At 46.0% G+C, this 23630-nt stretch carries 21 protein-coding genes; 9 read left to right on the plus strand and 12 right to left on the minus strand.

All coding sequences use genetic code 11. The annotated features are described in order from the left end of the window. The first annotated feature begins 1 nt into the window (after position 1). From KIH41_RS09630 to KIH41_RS09640, 3 genes are read left to right on the plus strand one after another with little or no spacing between them, the layout of a single operon-like run. A complete protein-coding gene (locus KIH41_RS09630; protein WP_246539045.1) occupies positions 2-994 on the plus strand; it encodes an AAA family ATPase in 993 nt (330 codons plus the stop codon). Continuing rightward, entirely contained in the window at positions 991-1860 is an 870-nt protein-coding gene (locus tag KIH41_RS09635) for a DUF58 domain-containing protein (protein WP_214162260.1), read from the plus strand. The genes KIH41_RS09630 and KIH41_RS09635 overlap by 4 nt, the downstream gene beginning before the upstream one ends. Next, the gene (locus tag KIH41_RS09640) at positions 1860-3029 is read left to right on the plus strand and encodes a BatA domain-containing protein (RefSeq protein ID WP_214162261.1); all 1170 of its coding nucleotides are present in this window, start codon (positions 1860-1862) and stop codon (positions 3027-3029) included. Before KIH41_RS09635 ends, KIH41_RS09640 begins: the two co-directional genes overlap by 1 nt. Here the strand turns inward: KIH41_RS09640 and KIH41_RS09645 are convergent. Both KIH41_RS09645 and KIH41_RS09650 read right to left on the minus strand, forming a co-directional pair. Further along, complete coding sequence (locus tag KIH41_RS09645) at positions 3026-3469, minus strand: RES family NAD+ phosphorylase (protein ID WP_214162262.1); 444 nt, start codon at positions 3467-3469, stop codon at positions 3026-3028. The two genes, KIH41_RS09640 and KIH41_RS09645, sit on opposite strands and share 4 nt — an antisense overlap. A 3-nt stretch (positions 3470-3472) precedes the next feature. Beyond that, positions 3473-3856 carry an antitoxin Xre/MbcA/ParS toxin-binding domain-containing protein gene (locus tag KIH41_RS09650; RefSeq protein WP_214162263.1) on the minus strand — a complete coding sequence of 128 codons (384 nt, stop codon included), beginning with the start codon at positions 3854-3856 and terminating at the stop codon, positions 3473-3475. A 224-nt stretch (positions 3857-4080) separates the two neighbouring features. Here KIH41_RS09650 and KIH41_RS09655 point away from each other — a divergent pair, with 224 nt between their 5' ends. Both KIH41_RS09655 and KIH41_RS09660 read left to right on the plus strand, forming a co-directional pair. Further along, positions 4081-6270 (plus strand): hypothetical protein, encoded by a 2190-nt coding sequence (locus tag KIH41_RS09655; RefSeq protein ID WP_214162264.1) that lies wholly within the window; start codon positions 4081-4083, stop codon positions 6268-6270. After that, the gene (locus KIH41_RS09660; RefSeq protein ID WP_214162265.1) at positions 6267-7877 is read left to right on the plus strand and encodes a hypothetical protein; all 1611 of its coding nucleotides are present in this window, start codon (positions 6267-6269) and stop codon (positions 7875-7877) included. The genes KIH41_RS09655 and KIH41_RS09660 overlap by 4 nt, the downstream gene beginning before the upstream one ends. Positions 7878-8060: 183 nt before the next feature. On the opposite strand, the gene KIH41_RS09665 is transcribed toward KIH41_RS09660, so the two are convergent. Next, complete coding sequence (locus KIH41_RS09665) at positions 8061-8204, minus strand: hypothetical protein (protein WP_214162266.1); 144 nt, start codon at positions 8202-8204, stop codon at positions 8061-8063. A 185-nt stretch (positions 8205-8389) separates the two neighbouring features. Between KIH41_RS09665 and KIH41_RS09670 the strand changes: the two genes are divergently transcribed. Both KIH41_RS09670 and KIH41_RS09675 read left to right on the plus strand, forming a co-directional pair. After that, a complete protein-coding gene (locus KIH41_RS09670; RefSeq protein WP_214162267.1) occupies positions 8390-8569 on the plus strand; it encodes a hypothetical protein in 180 nt (59 codons plus the stop codon). A 44-nt stretch (positions 8570-8613) separates the two neighbouring features. After that, positions 8614-9750, plus strand: a complete 1137-nt coding sequence (locus tag KIH41_RS09675) for a DUF4221 family protein (protein WP_214162268.1) — start codon at positions 8614-8616, stop codon at positions 9748-9750. An 84-nt stretch (positions 9751-9834) separates the two neighbouring features. Here KIH41_RS09675 and KIH41_RS09680 read toward each other — a convergent pair whose 3' ends face one another. The 5 genes from KIH41_RS09680 to KIH41_RS18145 form a co-directional block, all read right to left on the minus strand. Next, the gene (locus KIH41_RS09680) at positions 9835-10329 is read right to left on the minus strand and encodes a hypothetical protein (protein ID WP_213944737.1); all 495 of its coding nucleotides are present in this window, start codon (positions 10327-10329) and stop codon (positions 9835-9837) included. Positions 10330-10408: 79 nt separating this feature from the next. Beyond that, a complete protein-coding gene (locus KIH41_RS09685) occupies positions 10409-11515 on the minus strand; it encodes a ferredoxin--NADP reductase (protein ID WP_213944736.1) in 1107 nt (368 codons plus the stop codon). Positions 11516-11598: 83 nt separating this feature from the next. After that, entirely contained in the window at positions 11599-13797 is a 2199-nt protein-coding gene (locus KIH41_RS09690; RefSeq protein ID WP_246539047.1) for a DUF5916 domain-containing protein, read from the minus strand. Positions 13798-14124: 327 nt separating this feature from the next. After that, positions 14125-15831, minus strand: a complete 1707-nt coding sequence (locus tag KIH41_RS09695) for a DUF5916 domain-containing protein (protein WP_317194935.1) — start codon at positions 15829-15831, stop codon at positions 14125-14127. A gap of 21 nt (positions 15832-15852) precedes the next feature. Beyond that, positions 15853-16320, minus strand: coding sequence for a DOMON domain-containing protein (locus KIH41_RS18145; protein ID WP_246539050.1), 468 nt, complete (start codon positions 16318-16320; stop codon positions 15853-15855). A gap of 359 nt (positions 16321-16679) precedes the next feature. Here KIH41_RS18145 and purB point away from each other — a divergent pair, with 359 nt between their 5' ends. Together purB and KIH41_RS09705 are read left to right on the plus strand one after the other, a co-directional pair. After that, positions 16680-18023 (plus strand): adenylosuccinate lyase, encoded by a 1344-nt coding sequence (gene purB / locus KIH41_RS09700; protein WP_213944735.1) that lies wholly within the window; start codon positions 16680-16682, stop codon positions 18021-18023. A gap of 383 nt (positions 18024-18406) precedes the next feature. Beyond that, complete coding sequence (locus tag KIH41_RS09705) at positions 18407-19972, plus strand: SulP family inorganic anion transporter (RefSeq protein ID WP_214162269.1); 1566 nt, start codon at positions 18407-18409, stop codon at positions 19970-19972. 5 nt (positions 19973-19977) lie between these two features. Here the strand turns inward: KIH41_RS09705 and ctlX are convergent, their stop codons facing one another. The 4 genes from ctlX to KIH41_RS09725 all read right to left on the minus strand — a co-directional run bounded on the left by ctlX (position 19978) and on the right by KIH41_RS09725 (position 23570). After that, positions 19978-20907, minus strand: coding sequence for a citrulline utilization hydrolase CtlX (ctlX, locus tag KIH41_RS09710; protein ID WP_246539051.1), 930 nt, complete (start codon positions 20905-20907; stop codon positions 19978-19980). A gap of 56 nt (positions 20908-20963) precedes the next feature. Beyond that, a complete protein-coding gene (locus KIH41_RS09715) occupies positions 20964-21893 on the minus strand; it encodes a hypothetical protein (RefSeq protein WP_214162270.1) in 930 nt (309 codons plus the stop codon). A gap of 96 nt (positions 21894-21989) precedes the next feature. Beyond that, complete coding sequence (locus KIH41_RS09720; protein ID WP_214162271.1) at positions 21990-22547, minus strand: hypothetical protein; 558 nt, start codon at positions 22545-22547, stop codon at positions 21990-21992. Positions 22548-22631: 84 nt separating this feature from the next. Next, positions 22632-23570: a hypothetical protein gene (locus tag KIH41_RS09725; protein ID WP_246539053.1), complete on the minus strand. Its 939-nt coding sequence runs from the start codon at positions 23568-23570 to the stop codon at positions 22632-22634. Positions 23571-23630: the final 60 nt, after the last annotated feature.

Genomic DNA, 23630 nt, shown 5'->3' on the forward strand with positions numbered 1-23630 from the left:
ATTGGAAACCACAAAAGAATTAGATCACTATAAAGCATTAGTAGCCAAAATCCCTGCGCTCAAGCAAGAGATTGCCAAAACCATCGTGGGACAGGAAGAGGCAGTCGAAGAGATTCTGGTGGCACTCATGGCTGGAGGGCACTGCCTGCTGGAGGGTGTGCCGGGACTGGCTAAAACCCTGATGGTGAAAACCCTCTCTGAAGCTTTGGATATGAAGTTCAAGCGCATTCAATTTACACCTGACCTCATGCCCGGCGATATTCTAGGCACGGAAGTGCTGGAAGAAGACCACCAGACAGGCAAGAAATTCTTCCAGTTCAACAAGGGCCCCATCTTTGCCAACGTGGTGCTGGCCGATGAGATTAACCGTACCCCTCCCAAAACGCAGGCGGCTTTACTGGAGGCCATGCAGGAAAAAATGGTCACCTACGCAGGAAATGACCATGCCTTGCCAGATCCGTTTCTGATCATCGCCACCCAAAATCCCATTGAGCAGTCAGGGACTTATCCATTGCCGGAGGCCCAACTGGACAGGTTTTTACTTTACATCAAGTTGGGCTACCCTTCGGAAAAGGAGGAATTAGCAGTTTTGGAAAGAACCACGGGTACTTACAAAACCGAAAAGCAGACCATTTTCTCAGCTGCCGACATCAAGTCCCTGCAGAAACTCACCCGGCAGGTGCACATCAGCCCGGAACTGATGCAGTATATCACCACCTTCGTACGAGAAACCAGACCAGAAACCAGTAAGGTGGACTTTGTGAAAAAGTATACCGAATGGGGCGCAGGCACCCGTGCGGGACAGGCTATGGTACTATGCTCCAAAGCAAGGGCAATTTTGAAAGGACGCTATTCCGTGATCCCAGAAGACATTCAAACCCTCATCTACCCCATCCTCAGACATAGGCTTACCTTGCATTTCCGTGCGGAAGCCGAAAATATCAGTACCGACCAAGTGATTTCCCAAATACTAAAAGCCATCCCGTTTAAATGAGTCACAGCCCCGCCGAGCTTATCAAATTAAACAACCTTCAACTTGCCGCCCGCATAATCAGCGAGGAGTTGCAAGGTGGCATCCATACGGGCAGGCGTATCGGGGCGGGGACAGAATTTGAGCAATACAAGCATTATGAACCCGGCGATGACCCCAAGCGGATCGACTGGAAGCTATTTGCCCGCTCCTCAAAATACCTCATCAAGGAGTCGACAGTGGAAAGCAACCTGAGCATTAAATTCATCCTGGACCTCTCCGGCTCCATGAATTACGAAGAAGATGGCATCAAGCGGTTGGAATATGCCAAGGTTTTACTAGCCTCTCTGGCTTTCCTGGCCATGCAGCAGCATGATAAAATAAGCTTTTTCACACTCAAAAATGGGGAGGTGCAGCAAGAGGTACCCACAACGCCCAAATCATTCCAGCGTATGCTGTTCACCTTGGAAAATGTGAGGGCCGAAGGTCAATGGCCTGACCGTGCCCAAACCTTTCCACAACTCCAGTCTAGGGAAAGGGAGCTCGTGATCCTGGTTTCGGATCTTCTCCAAACCAATGAAGAATGGACCAACCTGGTGGCTTCGCTGAGCCAACCGAGAAGAGAAATCGTACTGTTTCAGCTACTGGGACAGCAGGAAATCAACTTTGACCTGAAAGGTTTTTACCGCTTTGAAGACCTGGAGTCTGGCTCCACGCTCGAAATGGACGCTGGGTCCATCCGCGAACAATACCAAAAGGAGATGGCAGACTACCTCAACCAGCTCGAAAAGGCCCTGTTTCTCCCACAGGTCCACCTGTTGCGCACCACCTTGGACCAACCCATTGCGGACGTGCTCAGGCAGTATTTGTTAAAAAGAAAACTATACTGATGGAATTGTTGCAGCCTATCATGCTTTGGGGGACATTGGCTATTGGCCTACCCATCCTGATCCACCTCTGGTACAGCAGAAAAGGAAAGCCTATGCCCTGGGCTGCCATGCGCTGGCTGTCAGAGAAAGAACAGCAACCCAAGAAAGGGCTCAAGTTGGACCACCTACTGCTTTTGGTACTTCGGATACTGATCATTTTGCTGGTGGCCTTTATTTTAAGCAAGCCGTTTTTACCCCAATTGGAAAAGCCAATTGAATCTACCGCCGTACACCTGATTGAACCTACCCCTGCCTTGGTGGAAGAGTTTAGGTTTGAAATTGAGCAGGCGCTTGAAAAAGGGGAACAAGTGTACTGGATGAGCGAAGGCCTCCAACCTGTAGAAAGCCTTGAGCAGGCGACTGAACTCACCCTAGACCGCAACGCCCTGCCCGGTTTCCTGGCCGACCAATTGGAAGAAGACCAGAACCTGCACATTTACCTGCAACCTGACGGACAATACCTAGAGCTCCCCACACTGGTTAGCCCCACGGAAGTCAGTCTCTATGTAGGTGAACAGGACATTCCTAAAGAGGGGGCACCCTTTGTCGCTCTTGCCGGCGAACAGGTCTTAAGGATTGAGGAAGGTGAGCTTGGGCAAGGTGAAAGCGTGCCTACAGAGGGAGAATTGGTTTTTGAAGGACCAGTGAGCTACAAAACGGAAAACTTGGAGGAGCAAGAAATTATCTTCGTCGAAGCTTCCCTGCAGGCCATATCAGAGGTATATGGCCTCACTTTCGAAGCCGCACCAGAGGAAGCCGACAGTCTGGTCAACATCATCTTCACCGATGGCATCCCCGCCCAAGGTAAAGAAAACCAAATTGCCATCGTAAAAAACACCTGGGGGCCGGCCATCCAGCCCAACACCTATTTTATGCCAACCAAGCTGGATAAAGATGAAAGTGAATTGATTCGAAGTGGCCGACTACCTGAATTCATCTTGGAAAAGTGGACAGAAGCGCTGAACCTCAAACCCCAGCTTCAGGTAAGTAAGCAGCAATTGGAGCGTATATTTAAAACTTCCCCAAAAGAATCCGCAAAAAAAGAAGCCAACCTGAATGCCTGGCTGATTATGTTGTTATTGTTTTTGGTCTTGGGCGAGCGGTTTGTGGCTTTCCGAAAAGGAGTTTAAAGTCGCTTATCAAAGTAAAACGGCAATACATCAATGATTTTGACTTGGGCAAAATCTTCGTGCCTGGTATTGATCACATAATTAAACTCATCCGGAATGACGGCCGAGGGCACTTTTAAAAGTAAGGTTTTCTTCTGCTGAAACCAGCTTGATCCCAGCTCCTCACATTTGGGGCAATAGCTGTCCTGATTCCAACTCTTTGGCAGGGCAGAAACTCTTATCTGTTGGATGGAAACCTGATCAGGCGCATAAATGACCATGGTCCGAAAACTCTTCAAAGGAGAACTTACCCGTCTATGCACCAAGTTTTCCAAGCAGGCAAGAGACCTCGAGGAGGCCGAATAGATGACGGCTTCACCATCCTTATTCCACCTGCCGGCAAAACCGGGCGCAAATAGTTCGTTAGCAAACTCCTCATACGTAATCCTAAAAAGCTCCATCAATCAAGCTACATAACCATGGGCTATCTTGTGAAGATCGCGGGAAACCAGCTCCACCCCTGTAAAAGTATTGAGCATATCCAAGGGGCGTTTTTCGCGAAAGGCATAAGAGGGAGAAGAAAGATACTGCAAAAAGGCATCCTTGCCCTCAAACACCTCCTGGCCAAATTCAAAAAGCCCATGAAGCTTGAGCAGCAACTCCCCTTCCAAAGCTCCAAATCGCTTATTGGCCTTGCGGTAATTATCGATGGTGCGGGGATCGAGGCCCATCAAACCCGCCAAAACCTGCTTTTGGAGGCCGGAAGACTCCAAAAGCATATCAAAGCGAGAAATGGATACCCCCCGATCCACCTCGTACATTACCTGAAAATCATTGACGATACCCATATCTATTCCTTTTCTCCAATATACGTATTTTTTCTTGTCTCAACCGTATTTTTTCGCATTTTTTTCCCAAGGTAAATTTCTTGACACCGTTTGAAAAAAATTACCTGCATTTATGAGCTGGAATGATTATTTTTTCACTTTGTTATATACGTAGTAGGCGTAAGCTTTCGGTCTTCCGTCTTCTATCAAATAAGAATATTCAACCCTAACCCCATATCCCCCATTTGAACCAACTTAGGAAATCCATAGAAAAAGTACAATGGCAATTACGAGCCAATGCCCTGCTCAAGGCCTTCCTCATGGCCTCTGTTCTGGGGTTACTTTCTTTTGCGTTTCTGGATTCCGAGTGGGTGGCTGTTAGCTTGGCAGGATTGGTTTTTATGGGCTTGTCTTATGTCTTTGGGGCTTTTGCTGCTCAAAGGGAAAGCGCCTTGGCGATTTTGCACCGAAACATAGACCAAATGGAGTATAGCCTGGATCTGCTGAGCAAAAACCAGCTGACCATCGCCGAGCAACTCCAACTTGAAAGGCTCAACCAAAAAGTAGGCAACACCATCATTCCTAGCGTGTGGAAGCAAAACCTTATCCCGTTTTTAGGTTTGCTAATTTTTGCTGTAGGTATTTATTTCCTGAGCTCTTATTTACCCCAACATCAAATCACTGAGGAAAACCAACCATTCATCAGCAGCAGTTCCCCTGCCGATCGCAACGAGCGGCCTGCCCTACAGTTAGAGAAAACATCCATCCACATCACCCCTCCGCCCTACACCGGGCTGAAGCCAACCAAGCAGCGGGAAATGGACCTAAGTGTAATGGCAGGTAGCCAGGTGGAGTGGAACTTGGATTTCAACTGGACAGATGATCTACAGGTTGACTTGGTAAATCAAGCCGGAGAAAAGTTGAGTTTTTCCTCCAAGGATGGCTCTTTCAGCCTCAGGGAAAAAGCACTTTCATCGGGAATCTATTCCATTCAGGTATTTCAGGGAGAAGAGGAGCATTTAAGGACGCCATTCCATAAGATTGAAGTCATACAGGACAAGGCGCCGGTAATTGAACCCAAGCAGAAAGAGGTGTACACCTACCATTCCATCCGTGACGAACAGAGGACTACCCTATCAGCAAAAGTTAGTGATGACTTTTTGGTCACGGAGGTTTACCTGGTGGCCACGCTGGCAAGGGGTTCGGGTGAAAATGTGAAATTCAGGGAGACTAGGATCCCTTTTGAAAAGACCCATTTCAAGAGTGCCCAAATGGAAAGGACCCTGGATTTTAAAGCGCTAAATTTCCGGCCGGGAGATGAGCTGTATTATTACTGGGCGGCAAGGGACAACCGACAGCCTGAAGCCAACACGGCACGGTCAGAGACCTTTTTCATCAAATACCGCGATACCACGGCCATGAGTGAGGCAGAACTCACCACCATGGCCGTACAGGTGCTACCCGAGTATTTCCGCAGCCAGCGGCAGATCATAATAGATACAGAAAAGCTTATAGCAGAAAGGGGCAAAAAGGCAGAAAAGGCATTCAACTCCACTTCCAATGAAATCGGCTATGACCAAAAGCTGTTGCGTATGCGCTATGGCCAATACTTGGGTGAAGAATTTGAGAGCAGCGCAGGGGGCGGAGACCCGATGGCTGATGGAGACGGTGACCTTTTGGAAGGCTTTATGCACAAGCACGACCAAGAAGGTGAGCATGAGCCTGACCATGGGCATTCGCATGACCACGGGCACGGCCATGAGCATGAGGAAACAAATAGTCAAAGTAAAGATGACGGTGGGCTGGGCAATCTGCTGGAAAACTTCATCCACGCCCATGAGGATGATGAGACGAACACTTTCTTTGAAGAATCGACCAGAGGTATTCTTAAGGCTGCCTTGGAAAACATGTGGCAGTCAGAATTGCATCTGAGGATGTTTGAGCCCGAGAAAGCATTGCCTTACCAAAACAAAGCCTTGGAGCTGCTCAAGTCGGTGCAGCAAAAGTCAAGAGTCTATGTAAGGCGGACGGGTTTTGATCCCCCCCCAATCAAAGAAGCCGAAAAGCGGCTTTCAGGGGATTTGGATAAAATCCATGTCCAAGACTTAAAAACCCTGGAGTTTGACACCGAAAAAACGGCGCAATTGGCGGCAAAAATACTTGGGTTCCTGGAAAGAGAAACGCTTGCTGAAGCCGACAGGCAGGTAGTACGGGAATTCGGCAACTATTGGACTGTGCGGATGCAGACTTCCGGCATGGACGACTGGAACCAGCTCATCAGCCTCCAAAAGCTCGCAAGCGGAGAAGCGCTATCTTTTGATGAAAAAGCCAAATTACAACAGAAATTGACCACTTTTCTAAAAAACCAACCACGGCCAAAACAAAGCCGTGGAAATAAACAGCTGGAAAGAAACTTATGGAAAAACCTGCCATGATAAATTTCGAGTTTCCTTTTGACGCGGGCTGGAGCGTATTGTTGTTGCTCTTGATGGCAGTAATTTTAGCCCTTCAGGTGATGTGGGTATTGAACACCAAGCGGCTTTCCACACCAAGAAAACTCATCCGCCTAGGGTTGAATGTTATATTCCTACTCAGTATTGCCCTACTCATTTTTGCTCCTTATATAGAAAAGGAAAACCCTAGGCAGCAAGCCTTGGTATATGCACCAAACATTTCCCAAGACCTAGCCCAGCAATACAGCGATAGCTTGAAGATAGAAACATTGGTTCCAATTGAAGATTTTAAAGGCAAAGGAGATGTATACTTACTGGGACATGACTTTGACGCCAAAGATTTAGCGAAGCTCTATGGGTCAAGTGTACAATGGACGGGAGCTTATGAAAACGGAGTGTTCTCACACCTTGAATGGGAGGGAATTCTCCGACAGGGCCAACGCCAATATGTGAGAGGAAATATTGTAGTGGCAGAAGACACTGAGATCAGTATTCATATGGGCGATGATAGGCTGGATAGCATTCAATTAATCTTGGGGGATAAGTCATTTCAACTACAGTTTCTGGCAAAAGCCACTGGCAGAAACGAGGTTAGCCTTAGGGTAAATGGCGAAGAGAAAGGCCTGGTCAGGTATTTTGCCTTACCTAATGCACCTATCCATTACAAATTGCTTTTCAGCTATCCGGACATGGAAAACCGCCGATTGGCAGAATGGCTGGGCACACAGGGACAAAATCTGAGCAGCAGCATCCAAACCTCCGCTGAGGCGCAGCAACTGGCAGAGACTAGTGGGGAGGAAATCCAGTTTTACATCACTGAGCCCAGCATGGCCAACACGGCAGCCCTCAGCGAGGCAGTGGAAGAGGGTGCGAGCATACTGTTTACCAACTTCGAAAATACCGAGGCCCAAATTTTACAGATCAACCGGGCATTGGGCACGGGATTCCAGCTAAGCAGGGTGAGCCAAGAAGGCAATAGGCAGGTAGGAAGTAACCTAACCTCACTTCCTTTCCGCTTTGCGGAAAAACCCAACCAATGGGAATTCTATGATGGGGCTGTGGCATATCAGGAATTGGGCGGTGCAAAGGTGGGGATCAGCCTACTGGAAAACACCTTCCCCATAGCATTTCAAGGAGACACAGTCCGCTATGGTGAGATCTGGAGCCAGATCTTGGATCCTATGCGCCCCATAGAAGGCGAATACTACTCTCTAAAGCAGCCTGTTTTTGAAGGATTTGCAACCGAGATCGAGGTCAATTCCTCCAATCCTATAAATAGACTCATTGCCGATGAGGACACGGTGTTTATGGCAAGTTCACCCATCAATTCATTTATTACAAAAGGAAAGTGGATTCCTGCAGGGAATGGCTGGGTCACTCTTTCGGATTCCTTGGAGATTTACATTCATGCAAATGAATTTAAGGAAGTCCACCAAAACCAACTTATTTCCCACTTTCTTAGAAGCCAACCCCCTCTTCGTGGCACCGAAATACTTACAGAAAAAAAGCCTTTATCCTCTTGGTGGATTTTAGGGTTGATTGTGGTTTCGGCATCGATGCTGTGGGTGGAGCCGAGGGTAAATAAATGAAGTTTTAGAAACCTGCCAATAAAAACTACTCCTGTTGATTAATAGCATACATCGTATCCCTCTCCTCCCCCTTCAGCCTCAACAGCTTGGCGATGCGGTCGGGGGTGGGCTTGCCAAGGGAGAACCGGCACTTTGGAAAAACAAAAGCCCCACAGCACAGGCAAAGCCGACAAAAAACAGCTTCTAAAACTGCTGGGCGGTCAAAACTTCATACCGCGCCATTTTATCCTCTAGGGGCAAGTCGCTTTTAAGGTTTCTCTTCATGCCCTGATGAAAATTGAGCCACTGGAGAACCAACAGTGCAAAACCATGATCAGCAGAACCCATTACCGAAAAGTTCGCACCTTCTTCCTAATGGTTATTTGGGTTGATTATTTTTAATTTAACTATAAAGCGGGGTGAACCAATTTTTCTTCATAAAAAAATTCAACTAACACTTGCATCAATTTAAAAAAAAAAAAAAAAACATATTGCATTTGTAAATATTTTATCACTAACATATTCTTTGTTCTATGAAAAAAGTAAAACTAATTTTGGGAGTTTCACTATTATCATTTGGCTTAACACTTAACGTGAATGCAAGTGATTGGTGGGTTTGGAATGAAACTACATTTTCGTGCGAAAACCTGGCAACTGGTCCATATTGTGCAATACAAAAGCCAAGTTGTGATGATGGCCCTGTAGTAGAATAATTAAATTTAGGGAGGGTAATTATCCTCCCTTTAAATATAAAACAATGTATAAGGCAATTATTTTATTTTTCTCTTTGACATTTTTGGTTTCCTGTGAAAATTCAGAAATTTCACCAGCCTACTCTTTAATTCTATCCGATAGTCTGTCAATCAAAATTGGCAGCAACGTGGACCCCAGCACCTTTGCGGTCCAATATCACGAAGGCAATCTTTACTGGTGGAATCAAAATAGAAGTTCAATCAGTAAATTTGATTTGGAGACAGGAAGGTCTTCACAATGGCTTAAATATGAATATGAAGGACCCAATGGAATCGGGAATGTTTTGGGCTTTCATATACATTCGGAGGACAGTATTTTTATACCTGCCTCTCACAAAAATATAATCTCCTTAGTAAATAATGAGGGAAAACTGCTTAACAAATTCGATTATGACCACCCCACAGAAATTTATTCCCCCACAAGTTCTTTAAGCAGATATGGAACGCAATTTACCGTATCGGACGGTAAGCTATTTTTCCAAAGTCCTCCCAATTACATTGCCTTTGAATCCTTGAGTTCACAAATTTTAAATGAATACATCCCTTTCCTGCACTTGGACATAAGTGAAGCTACGATTTCTCCATTATCATTCCGGTATGGCAGTGAACTTATTGAGGGACAAAAGCAAAAATCACAAAGCGCTATCTGTAGTCATGATGGCAAACTTTATTTCAAACACCTGTATAGTAGAAAGCTTTATATTTATGACATAAAATCAGAAGAAACTGAAATCATAGAACTTCCCTCCACGCTTTTGACCAAATACTCCAATGAGTATGAAGAAGGAGCCACTTCCAAAAGTGTGGACCAGTACATGAATGAATTGATCAGGACTTCTGCCTCTCACTCATTCCACTATGATCCTTACCGTGATGTTTTTTATGAGCTGGCCTGGCCTGGGGAAGAGTTACCTAAAAATGCCAATTGGATGGATTACAGCTTATTTCTTCCATATTTTATTGTCAATGTATTCGACAAAGAATTCAATTTGATTGCCGAACACAAGGTCAAGGAAAACACCTATTTACCCCATTTATCATTTATTACCGAAAATGGTCTTAACCTTATAGCCAACCATCCTGAAAAAGAAGGGATCTCAGAGGATGAAATTGTAATCCACACTTTTGAGCTTATACAATAGAAAAAGAGAACTGTTCATTATTCGATATTTAAATAATAATGAATGATGAACGCCGAATGACGAATAATGAAGTAAGGGAAACCCCTACTCCCGCTGATTAATAGCGTAAATCAAGTCCTTTTCCTCGCCCTTAAGCCTCAAAAGCTTGGCGATGCGGTCGGGGGTAGGCTTGCCAAGGGAGACGTACACCAAGGTTACAGCATAGGCGATCGTAAAGCCTGCACTGTCATAAAACAGCAGACCAATGGCACAGGCAAAACCTATGAAAAAGAGCTTGTAAAACCGCTGCATAGTCAGAACTGAATACCTGTCCACTTTTTCTTCAAGAGAAATTTCGCTTTTTCTGACTTTCTTGATCCCTTGGTGGAAATTGAACCACTGCAATACCAAAAATGCAATTACCAAGCTCAACAGTACTGTCCCCAACAAAACAGGTAATTCCGGCAGATTCAACTCCATATTTGGGCTGTTGGTGTGCAAATATGCAAACGCAAATGCCGGCAAAGGCAGTCCTGTAAGAATGAGTACATTCCGCTCAAGCACCCGGAACCTGGCTTTTAGATTAACTAATTTTTCCATCTTATATTTGAGCCACAAAGACACAAAGAACACAAAAATAATTCTTCTCTGCGCCCTCTGGTCCTCTGCGGTTATTCTTTTATTCTATAGCTATTTTAACATCCCCACTCATCGGTCTGGAAACACAGCAAAGAATATATCCCTCCTCTTTTTCGCTTTCCGAAAGCCCGGCATCCTCATCCATTTTCACCTCACCCGATACCAGCTTGCCCATGCAGGCGGTACACAGCCCACTCTGGCAGCTGTATGGCATGTCCAGGTCCTCATCAAGACCGGCCTCCAGGATAGTCTTATCAGGCGTGACTTCAAAGCTGTATTCCTGTCCTTCCAGCATCACCAAAACGGTACGGGCCAACTCTGGCACCTCCCCTACTCCCTGAGCAGTAGGATCACCAGCATCTTCCGAAGCTGAAGTGTAGAAGCTCTCCTGAATAATATCCTCCTTGCGCTCCCCTATAGCCAATAAGGTATCCTTGGCCGTAGCCATCAGAGCTTCCGGACCGCAAAGGTAAAACTTTTTGCTTTCAGCCTCAGGGTAAGCACGGGTGGAGAGCACTTCCTTGATCTTTTCAGCATCTATCCTGCCCCTTAGCCCTTTCCAGCTATCACTAGGCTGGGTAAGATTGTGCACCACATCAAGTTGAGGGTATTTTCCCTGCAGGTCCTCAAGAGGCTTTTTGAAGATAATCTGATCTTCGGACCTACTACAGTAAAGTAACGTTATCTTGGACTCTGGTTCATTTACCAGTAGGGATTTGATGATCCCCATCACGGGGGTGATTCCGCTTCCAGCAGCAATCATGGTGAAATGCCGTCTGTTTTTGGAATGCAAATCAGTGGTAAAATTCCCCATCGGCTTGAGAATCGTAATCGTCTTGCCGGGAAACATTTTATCATTCAAGAAATTGGAAACCAGCCCGTCCTTCACCCGCTTGATCGTAATACCAGGGTGGGGATCCATGAAGGGTGAGGTACAAAGACTATAACTCCTCCTCACTTCCTTGCCATCGATATCCAGGATAACGGTCAAAAATTGACCCGCCTTATAATCCAAATAAGGCTCTGGCTGCTCAAAAAATAGGGTGACCGTATCTGGGGTCTCCCTTACCACTTCTCTTATTTTCAGCGAAAGGTACTGGCTACCCTTCGGTTTTTCTTCTTTCTTTTTCCTGAATAAGTTGAACATTTGCGCAATATAAATTAAAAGAGAAATAAGGAAATAGGTACCGCATTCCTTTATTTCCCTATTTCGCATAGCATATTTCTTAATTAAACATTAATCCAATAGGTTAACTTCAAGACCAGCGATCTGTTTTTTACCTGCATGTACTCCGGGAAATAATTATCCGTGTAAACGATAAACAGATCCGAAACCGGCCTGAACCTCCATTGGAATCTAGTATTGATATTTAGATTATCAATCTGATTATTATATTGAACAAAGGTACTCAAAAACAGTTCATCGGTGAAAGAAACTTCAAATCTTGGTCCCACCAGCCATAGGTCGGCACTGTTGTAGGGGGCTGGCATGTCAATCTTGTTGTACTCCGCAAACAGGGAAATACTACCATAGGGCTGGATTCTATAGTTCAGGTTTGTCCTCCAATAAAACCTATCGCCATTAAAATATTCCCCGTGATACACCTGCATGCTGTAATTGAAAAACTTCCGTGTATCGGACGTGTAAGTCACCCCGGCACGGGTATACCTATAATCCGTCCCTGCTGCCAATCTCTCACCGCCCGTCCGCGTAGGGTCAAATGGAGCAAATAAATACACATACTCGTTAAAGAGATTAAAATTCAAGCTAGATGTATTTTTCCATTCCAAGCGGTAGTTAAAAGTCCGCCACTCATCTGTCAGCATTCCAAAATCCCGATCTGTGTAAGCATCGTAACTTACTCTGAAGCTATGCTGTAGCACTTTTTTCCCCTTCGGGAAAAATCTGTACTGTATGCTCGGCTCAAGTCTCCAATATCCTCGGCGGGGCACAAAACCCACCTCGGCGTTGTAGTTTTCGCCCACATACTCATGGTTCCACATGATATGCCAGTTCTTGGTATTGTACCCCAAATAAGACGCATGGGTATATTCATCCCCTCTTTTGTGGGGGCTAAAGCTCTGGTGGTAAAAAAACTTGCCGTTCCATTTGTTGTCACTCGAGGCCAAGTTATAATCCACCCCTACCATCCGGTTAAACTCCGGCATGCTCGTGCCACTCTCCGAAACGTGGGTGGTCTGCCGGTTGACAAATATCCCGGCAATGCTGGATCGACTGAAAACCTTGCGTTGAAACGTCCCCACTGTATAGTTTTGGCCTGGAAACCCTATCGCATCCTCTTGGGCGGTCTGCATATTTAATAGACCTACCCTCAGATTGTCCCCAACATTTCCATTTAGCCTGGCTCCATAAAGTATCCTGTTGTTTGAAGACCTCCCCATACTATCGGTGGCAATACCTATCCTCCGCGAGAAAAAGGGACGAATCTGTCGAAACCCAAAAGAGGAAAACAAGTCGGCATTTTCCAGGAAAAACTGCCTCCTTTCCGGGAAATAAAGCTCAAAACGATTGAGGTTGGTTTGTTGCTGATCCACCTCCACAGTGGAAAAGTCAGGGTTGACGGTCAGGTCCAGATTCAATGATGGTGTCACCGCAATTTTGGCGTCCATACCTACCGCACCGCCCTGTTCGGAAGGAGTGCCGCCTTGGAAATCCTTCGCCGTATTTCCAGCAGCATAAGGGATCAAGGCGATATTGGGGCCGGTTTTCCTCAAGGGATGCTCCCAATTCATATATCCGGTAAAAGCTAAATTGGTAATCCGTTGGTTAATAGGCACTGGCACCCAGGAGGATGTTTCAAAGTTTTTGAGGTCATTTCGGATGAAATTGACTTTCCAATAATCGGTGCCTTCCGTAAACCTCAGGGTCTTGAAGGGAATGGCTATTTCCACAGTCCAATATCCCTCATACCGCTGCACGGCCGAATACCAGCGGTTGTCCCATACTTCAGAAACGTAGGTCCCATTGTTGACCAAGCCTTCAAGCTGGATGTTCCAAGGGTTTACAGAGAAGAAAAAACCATTGTTGCCGTCATCATAGGGGCCTAGGATGACGCCAAAGGCATCGTTATCGGCAAAAATAAAGTCCCTTTTCAGAGAGGAAACGATGTTGGCTCCAGGAGTCTTATCATGCATCACCGCCGAAACGTACAAAAAGTTGTCATCATAGACCATCTTTACCTCGGTCATCTCCGTGGCGGGGTCACCTTCATCGGGAAATTGCTGCACAAAACCACTCACGGCATCCACCTCAGACCAGATATCCTCATCCAGCTGCCCATCAATCCTCATCTCCTGATCGGTCTTGACCACATTCATCTCAAATGGCCTTCTTTTATCCTTATCACCCTTCCCAGCCAAAACCGGGGACAGCATGGAAAACATCACCAAAAAGATTCCTAACCTCATTACCATGCCGCAAAAGTATAGATTTATTCCACCCCAAAACCCTCAAGAATTATTTTCGGCAAAAGAAAGTTTGAACCCCCTAATTTTGGTACATGAATGGGAGAGTGGGGTACTCCACGGCGCACAGGCGTGACGGGTGATCCTTTTCCTTTCAGTCCATTTCTTTGTGCCCTTCTTTTCCTTGGAGCCCTTTGTGTCCAATTTATTAATTTTGAATGGAGAATTAGGTACAAAGGCACCGTTAATTCCTCATTCCTAATTTTCAATTCCCCTTTGTGCCCTCATTGTAACCCATTTTTTTCTTCGTGACCCATTTTTTCTCTCTATCTACAAATTCAACCAGTAAGTCAACTTCAGCACAACAGATCGGTTTTTGACCTGCAGGTTGGGGAAGTAATCATCCCTATATACAATAAACAGATCCGAAACAGGCTTAAACCTCCACTGAAAACGGGTGTTGAGGTTGATATTATTAATCTGGTTGTTGTATTGGATAAAAGTACTGAGAAAAAGCTCCTCGGTGAAGGAGATCTCAAACCTCGGCCCTACCAACCAGAGGTTTGCACTGTTATACGGTTCTGGCAGATTAATGCTGTTGAATTCGGCAAAAAGGGAAACTGACCCATAGGGTTGGGCCCTGTAGATGATCTCGTTTCGGAAATATGCCCTAGTCCCGTTATAAAAACCACCATAGTAAGTACTGGCGTAAAAGTTCAGTCGCTTTCTTACATCCGACACAAAAGTCACCCCTGCCCGGGTGTATTGATGCGTAGTGCCTTCCGAGAGTTGCTCCCCATCGGTACGGGTGGGGTCAAATGGGAAAAAGAGGTAAATAAATTCATTGTAAAGCCTGAAATTCAAATAGGCCGTATTCCTGAACTCCATCCGGTAATTGAAGGTAAACCTCTCGTCGGTTTTTAATCCAAAATTACTGTCTTTATATAGATCATAATAGACTTTGAATTTATGCACTTGAGCCGCAGTCCCCAAGGGGTAAATCCTAAACTCCGCACTGGGTTCCAATCTCCAGTACCCCACCCTCGGCACATAGCCTACTTCGGCATTGAAGTTTTCACCCACATACTCATGGTTCCAGGTGATTTCAAATCTCCTAGTATTGTATCTCAAATAACTCGCATGGGAATAGTCATCCCCACTTAGGTGCGGACTAAATGTCTTATGGACAAAAAATATCCCATTCCACCTATCGTTTGGAGAGGCCAAATTATAGTCGAGCCCGATGAGCCTGTTGTAATCTGGCAAGGATGTGCCTCCCTCCAGTCTGCTGGTCGTTTCCCGATTGACGAAAATTCCGGCAATATTGGATCGGGAGAACATTTTCTGCTGAAAGGTAGCCACGGTGAAGTTCTGCCCCGGGAATCCCACACCCTCCTCCCTGGCGGTCTGCATGTTCAGCAGCCCCAGCCGAAAGTTATCCCCAATCTTCCCATTCAGCCTCGCTCCGCCAATAATCCTATTTTCAGTAGTCCGCCCCAAGCTATCGGTAGCAATCCCGATCCTCCTTGAAAAAAATGGCCGGATGGAAGTAAAACCGAAATCAGAGAACAAATCAGCATTTTCCAGAAAGAACTGCCTCCTTTCGGGAAAATAAATCTCAAACCTGTCCAAATTGGTCTGTTGCTGGTCTACCTCCACGGTGGAAAAATCAGGGTTTAGGGTCAGGTCCAGGTTAAGGGCAGGGGTTACCGCTATTTTAGCATCCAAGCCGGCTGCCGCCCCTTGCTCCGAGGGGGTACCGGCTTCATGGTTTTTCATGGTGTTACCTGCCACATAGGGAATGACCGAAATATTGGGTCCTCGACTTCTCAAAGGGTTTTCCCACAGCATATAGCCGGTAAAGGCTAAATTGATCAGGTTTTGGTGGATGGGAGCCGGCGTCCAACTGGAGGCCTGGAAATTCTTCCGGTCATTCCGGATAAAATTTATCCTCCAATAATCTGTACCCTCATTAAACCTAAGGGTTTTAAAGGGAATGGCAATTTCGACCTCCCAATAGTCATCATATACCTGCACCGCAGAAGTCCACCGGTTGTCCTACACTTCCTGAAGATTATCGCCATTGGTCACCAAAGCTTCAAGCTGGATATTCAAAGGATTCACAGCAAAAAAGAAACCGTTGGCCCCATCATCATAGGGGCCAAGAAGAACCCCAAAGGCATCATTTTCAAAAAAATCATAGTCTCGCTGCAGGGAAGAAATGATATGCGGACTCTCTGTGGTATCGTGGATCCTGGCTCCTATATATAGGTTTCGCTGGTCATATATGATTTTGACTTCAGTTTCCTCTGCAGGCGGGTCCCCTTCGTCAGGGAATTGCTGGATAAAGCCGGTAACTTTCTTGGCCCTGCCCCAAGCTCCCTCATCCAATCGTCCATCAATTTTGATGTCATCATCGATCTCAAAAATCTCCACCTCAAATTCATACCCATCCGGATCCGTCTGCCCCCTGGCCTGAAGGCTTAGAAAAAATAGAAAAAACATGATAATAGTTACTCTATACATAAAAAATTCATTCACCCTTTAATAAAACATCTCAGAGTACAGATGTTTTCACAAGTACGAAATACGAAGGACCAAGGACGACAAGACGATTAATAAAAAACCGCAGAGGCACAGAGGTCCCAGAGAAAAAGTGTCGAGGGTATAAAGAAAGTGCCTAATTTTACTTTGTGCGACTTAATTAAAACTTTGAGAGACTTTGTGACCGAATTTTGCCCCCTTCTGTGAAATCCGTGTAATCTGTGTTTTTTTTCACCCCCGCCCCCTATGCGCTAGTTCTTTTTAACTTAGTTCAACTTTGTGCCCCATTTCTATCCTTTTGATTTAACTTTGTACTGTCAATAACCAATCAAGCTAAACTCATGACTTTAAATACGCTGACTGCAGTCTCTTCCATCGATGGTAGGTATGGGAGCAAAACAGAATCTCTCCGCGATTACTTTTCCGAATTTGCCCTGATCAAATATAGGGTCCACGTGGAAGTGGAATATTTTATCGCATTGTGTGAAATGCCCGTTCCACAACTTGAAAAAGTGGACTCCTCTCTTTTCGGTAAGCTGCGCAAAATCGCTGCCGATTTCAATGAGGAGGACGCTCAGAACATCAAAGAAATTGAAAAGACCACCAACCACGATGTGAAAGCCGTGGAGTATTTCCTAAAGGAAAAATTTGACCGGCTGGGTCTGGAGCAGTATAAGGAATTCATACATTTTGGCTTGACCTCCCAAGACATCAACAATACCTCCACGCCTCTGATGATGAAAGAAGGCTTGGAAAAAGTCATCCTACCAACCTTTGATGAAGTTTTGGCCGGGATAAAAAAGATGGCCACGGACTGGAAAGATATTTCCCTTCTGGCTAAAACGCACGGTCAGCCGGCCTCTCCTACCAAGCTTGGCAAGGAAATGCTTGTATTTGCCAACAGGTTGGAAAAGCAACTGGAACTATTGAAGCAGGTTCCGTATTCTGCCAAATTCGGTGGGGCTACCGGCAATATGAATGCCCACTACATCGCTTATCCAGAAAATGACTGGCACGGATTTGCCGAAAATTTCGTAAGCAAATACCTCGGCCTGGAAAGGAGTTTCCCTACCACACAGATCGAGCATTATGACAACCTGGCCGCTCAATTTGATGCCCTGAAACGCATCAACACCATCCTGCTTGATTTCTCCAAAGACATCTGGCAATATGTGGCCATGAATTACTTCAAGCAAAAGATCAAGGCAGGTGAAGTGGGCTCATCGGCCATGCCCCATAAGGTCAATCCGATCGACTTTGAAAATGCAGAAGGAAACCTTGGAATTGCCAACGCCTTATTGGAGCACCTGGCAGCCAAACTTCCCATCAGCCGATTGCAGAGAGACCTTACCGACAGCACGGTTTTAAGAATCATCGGTGTACCATTGGCGCATATGCTTATTTCTTTCGAGTCTTTGAAAAAGGGAATGGGAAAACTGGAGTTGAATCAAGCAGCAATAGATGCGGACTTGGAAGACAATTGGGCAGTGGTGGCGGAAGCCATTCAGACCATCTTGAGGAGAGAAGCCTATCCAAAGCCATATGAAGCCCTCAAAGAACTTACTCGTACCAATTCCAAAATCACTGAAAGCTCTATAAAGGAATTCATCACCACCCTCAATGTAAGCGATGAAATCAAAGAAGAACTTCAACAAATCACGCCGTTCAACTACACCGGCAAATAACCTTTAAAGGCCTCCCGACAAACCGGAAGGCCTTTTTTTCTCACAAAACCGTCTTCTCCCATCTCCCGTCTTTTTCGTCGAAGTGGCTGTATGTTCTTCGCACTTCAAATTTCGTACTTCATACTTACTTAGAAACTTAGTGTCCTTGGTGACCAATTTTTAAGTTTTCCGTATCCTGTCTTCCGTCCTCCGTCTCCAAATAAATTCCCCCTAAACCCCACCAAACTTTCAATAATTATTCTATTTTTACAGGAGATCCACAAAGAATCAATCAAATGGACTACCCAATTAAAACACTGCTGTTTTAACCACCACCCTTCTGGACTTTTTGCAGGTCTGACAACTTACCTGCGCCCATCTTTACCCATTTCAACCTTCTGATCATGAATAAAGCAACGAAATTCAGCTTGTTTTCAAACCTGGCATCTGACCTACCGGCTGGGCTGGTAGTCTTCTTGGTAGCGCTGCCCCTCTGCCTGGGCATTGCACTCTCCTCAGGCGCGCCCCTGTTTTCCGGTATTATTGCCGGCATTGTGGGCGGCATTGTGGTCGGCTTTCTTTCTGGCTCAAACACTTCCGTTTCTGGACCGGCCGCAGGACTCACCGTGATCGTACTCAATGCCATCACCGAGCTGCAGGTTTTTGAACTTTTCCTCACGGCTGTCTTCCTGGCCGGAGCCATGCAGATTGCCTTGGGGTACTTGAAAGCTGGTATCATCGGGTATTATTTCCCTACTTCTGTAATCAAAGGAATGCTGGCTGGGATTGGCATTATCCTTATCATCAAACAGATCCCCTATGCTTTTGGAGTCAATACCACCTCTGACCTAGCGGCCTTTATTCCTTTTGTGAATGATTTCAAAGCCGTAGAGGATCTGGGGAATTTGACCCATGAACTTTCCTATGGTGCGCTGATCATCACCATCGTTTCCATGGCCATCATGTTGTTGTGGGAAAGACCCTTTGTCAAAAAAAACAAAGTGCTGACCTACATCCCCGGCCCCCTGCTGGTGGTGTTGACTGGAGTGGGAATCAATAAATTCTTCAAGTTCTTTGTACCTCAGCTTTATATTGATACCCAAAAAGTCAAACTTCCGGCCATATCCGGTATCGAGGGTTTCTTTGCCGAACTGACAACTTTCGACTTATCTGGCTTTTTTATGCCCCAAGTGTGGGTCATTGCCTTTACCATAGCCATTATTGCCAGCTTGGAATCCCTGCTCAGCTTGGAGGCTGCCGATAAAATCGACCCTTACAAAAGGATCTCCCCCCCAAACCGCGAGCTAATCGCCCAGGGCACCGGAAACATGATCAATGGCCTGATTGGAGGCCTTCCACTCACCGCGGTTATCGTAAGGAGTTCGGCCAACATAACTGCCGGCAACAAAACGAAAGCTTCGGCCATCTTCCATGGCATACTCTTACTCGTCAGCGCTATGATGATCCCCATGCTACTAAACTTGATCCCATTGGCCAGTTTGGCGGCTATCCTGCTTTTGATCGGTTACAAACTGACCAAGATTTCCCTTTTTAAGATTCAATACAAGCTTGGCCTAGACCAGTTTCTGCCCTTTATTGTGACCATAGTCGGGATTGTGTTTACGGACCTGCTCAAAGGTATCGGTTTGGGCATGGCTGTGGCGATTGTCTATATCATCATGCGGAATTTCAAAAACAGCTATTTCTTTAAATCCCAGCCGGGTGAAAACCCCGCCATTGTCCACATTATGCTGGCTGAGGAGGTAAGTTTTCTGAATAAAGGCGCTTTAATCAAAGCCTTGGATGGAATTGAGGATGGCAAGCAGGTAATCATTGACGGGAGCAATTCCAAATCAATCGACTACGATGTGCTTGAGGTGATTGAAAACTTCCGCATCAATGCTGAAAAACGAAACATCACAGTCACAACCATCAAGGTGCCGAGGGTGCTGATCGGCAGCCTGCATTAATGATTTTATCTATTTAAGAAAATCTCGGCAATCATGCACCTGGCACTTCCCCCACCGAGATTTTCAAGGGTGGGGATGTCAAAAATGATAAGCTCCGTATATTTCTCCAACAACTGTTTTTGCCCCTTCTTGAGGCTGTCAAAAGCCGATTGGGATAATATTGTGAAGTGCTGCCCATCCGCATTGCTTAACTCGAGCATATTGCCGGCAAAGGCAAACTTTTGGTGCACACTGATCGGAAGGACCAGCTTGCCCGATTGCTGGAGCTTCTCTTTGATCCTCATGGCCACACTGGGCTGGTCAATACAATCCAGACATACTACGGCCACTTTACTGCCCACATGCATCATGACATTGGTATGGTAAATCGGGACTTTCCTGTCTCCATGCCGTTGGGAGGCGGAAAAACTCACTACTTCAAACCCCAACATATCACCCAAATAACTCAACGGCAAGGGATGCGTGCGGTCTGACAAACAGGCGTAGATCACCTTATTTTCCCGATCCAACACCATGCTGCCTGTTCCTTCCAGAAACTGTCCATCATTTTCAAAGAAGCTGAGGTCAATGATTTCCTCCACTTTATACCCCCTGGCACTCAGCATTTCAATAATATCAACCCGCCTTTCCAATCTCCGCATGAGCGAGGCCATTGGGTATAGGAGTACTTTGCCATCGGCATGGGTGGAAAACCAATTGTTGGGAAACACCGCATCGGTAGTCAAAGGCTCCAGTTTATCCTCCACCACCATTACCTGGATTCCTTTCTGCTGAAGTTTCGCAACGCTGCAGTCAAATTCCAGCAGGGCTTTGCATTGTATATTCCTTGCCGGCCGGTCATCCCGCTTTTGATAAATGTTGGAATCCTCCGTTTCTGGATTGAAACCAAAAGCAGCAGGACGAACCATCAATACAGCGGATGTGATTTGGGGCATAGGGAGCTTGTCGAATTTGAGACTTCGAATTAAGGCAATAGGATCTAGACAGCCAACTATTTGCCTGAGGACTTGCGGGAATATTTATAGAGAATAGGGTCTATTCGGAAACTTTTTTCACTCAGGGTGTAATATGCGCCGGCATCAGGGGTAAAGGCTATCGCCTCTCCTTGCGGTTCTGGCTTATAGGGCAACTGAGTTGCTTTGCGGGCAAGGGCCTCTTCTAGGGTTTCACCTTCCTGCCTTACCCAGTAGTACACCACCCAATAGTTCTTGATGAGAATTTCCTTGCCGTCTGCTGATATATCTCCACCTGTGGACAGCGTGATCGGCAATTCCATTACCTTTTCCAACACTATTGGATCTGGGCCGAGTTTTTCGTAGGGGGCTTTGTAAAGGGTATTACTTGAGTCTCGTTTGGAAAGCAAATACAGGTCACCATTCCAGGGATCCACCATCATCGTTTCGGAATCCTTGGGGCCGTCGGGGTAAGAAAAGGTAAAGGTTTCCGGCTTCACGGTCAGCCTTTCCTGGATTTCTGCAGGTTCTGGAAACCTGTGCACCTGGATACTCTTAAATTCAGAAACGTTATCCCCTATTTCACCTACATAGATATAATTCACCCCTTCTTCAGGCCCTGGACCTATGGCAATATCTTCCCAATCCCGGTTTTTCACCCCCTCTAGGCGAATCATGCCTAGGTGGCGCCCAAGGGAATCGATCATATGCACATCAGGTTTACCTCCACGGTCATTATGGGAATAGAGCAAGCCAGGATGGATCCGGGACACTGCCAACCCGCTGGCCTCTGCGAGCATTTTGGAGTCCACTTCCCCCACCTTTTCCCCGGTAGTGAAGATTGAATCCTCTACCAAAGGATTGAGCCGCACGTCAAAGCGCTGCTGCACCTTTTCTGATAAGACAAAAGGGACCAGCGAAAACAAAAAGAAAAGCTTAAGAATAAGGTCCGTGATAAACAGTTTCATATTTTCCCATTATGCAAAATCAACGCCACCTTTATAAGTCTAGTTTCCACCTCAGAGATTAAAAAACGTTAAGCGTCACGGAATTATCCTCAAATATTATTCAAACCTCCAGGCAAGGGATAGACTATTTATGCGATAAAATTGCTCCCCATCAAAACTGTACTTCACCACGAAAGGCAGATTTCCCGGCAGGTAATAGCCCACAGTCAGGTTGAGCATCAAAATACGCCCTGAAATCAGGCGGCTGGGATCCTCCAGCTCATTCGTTTCCAGATTGTTGGCGCCAAAGTAATGCTTTGCCCCAATGCCCGCATAGAAAAGGTGCCTTTCCAAAACCAAAAGGTCTTTCTGAAAACCCACCCCACCCCATACTGGCGCCAGAAACCACATCGAGCGGCAATTGGCATCACACCCCATGGTCTTGTCCACCCCAAACTGAAGCCTGGCATTGAGGTCACTTTTGCGAAGCAAAGGAAAATTTCCCTCCCCATACATCCCAAAGGATTCATTGTAAGTACCTCTCCAAGTATTATTGATATAGGAGGCCTTGGTCCCTATCATAAATGAAGGCCCGGATTTCTCCTGGCCAAAACTGATATGCGCTATAAAAAAGAAGATAAAACCAGCCAAGCTTGCTCCTTTGGGAATATTCATTTCAAATTTTTCAAATCCGAATGTAATATTAGAGAAAACTTTCCTGCTTCTAAAATCTAATTTCGTTTCTATCGAAAGAGCAATCTACCTAGGATAATGGTAAAGTACGGGCACAATACCGTTGCTGAATTCGCTTAGCGTGAAATATCCGCCATCCAAATCAAAGCAAACAGCCTCCCCTTGTGGTTCCACGGGATTATAGGGGGCAAGTTTGGGCGTTCGGGCGAGCATTTTGGCAAAGCTCTCTCCTTCATTCCGTTGCCAATAAAATATCCTTGCGTCGTCCTTGATGAGCACTTCATTTCCATCTACCGACACCGTACCAGCCAAAGCCCGTGTAAACCCCAAATTGCCCACGTGGGTGAGGGTCATGAGCTCATCCACCGGCTGGGGGTACGGGGCCACAAAAACCATAGCCCTGAAATCGCGTTTGGTGGCGATGTAGATATCCTTGGTGACCGGATCCACCATCAAGGCTTCTGCATCATGGCTCTTGTCGGGATACCTGTACTCAATGGTATCAAAATCCCACTCCAAGGCAACTACCTCTCCTCTGTGCGCTTCCTCAAATAGAGGCTCCTCAAATCGGTAGATCTTGTAAGTAGAAAAAGCCTGTCGGTTATCTCCGATTTCGCCCAAATAGATGTAATCAACGCCATCCTGAGGCCCAGGACCTATTTCCATATCCTCCCAGTCTCGGTTGAAGATCCCCGGGATTCTATAGGCAGCGACGGTCTCTGCGGTATTGGCATCAAGCAAGAAAATCAAATTATCATTCCCGCTGTCCTGATGGGTCCAAATGTAACCGGGATTTTTCCTACTGTAAGCCAATCCTGAAGCTTCTGTCAAGGTAGACATCCCTTTGGCAATGCCTTCATCCACAAAAAAGGAAACCCGCTCCAACTCATTCAATGCATATTCCGACTGGAAGGGCTCCCACTGCTCCCATTCATCCAGCTGCGGCTCGGGAGACTGTATGCAAAATTGCAAAAAGACTAAGAATACTAATGAAAACTTTTTCATGATATAAAAAAAGAGGCCCTATGCACATAGAACCCCTTTTCATTTAAAATTGATTTAATA

This window comes from Litoribacter ruber (genome assembly GCF_018500185.1).
GTDB lineage: Bacteria > Bacteroidota > Bacteroidia > Cytophagales > Cyclobacteriaceae > Litoribacter > Litoribacter ruber.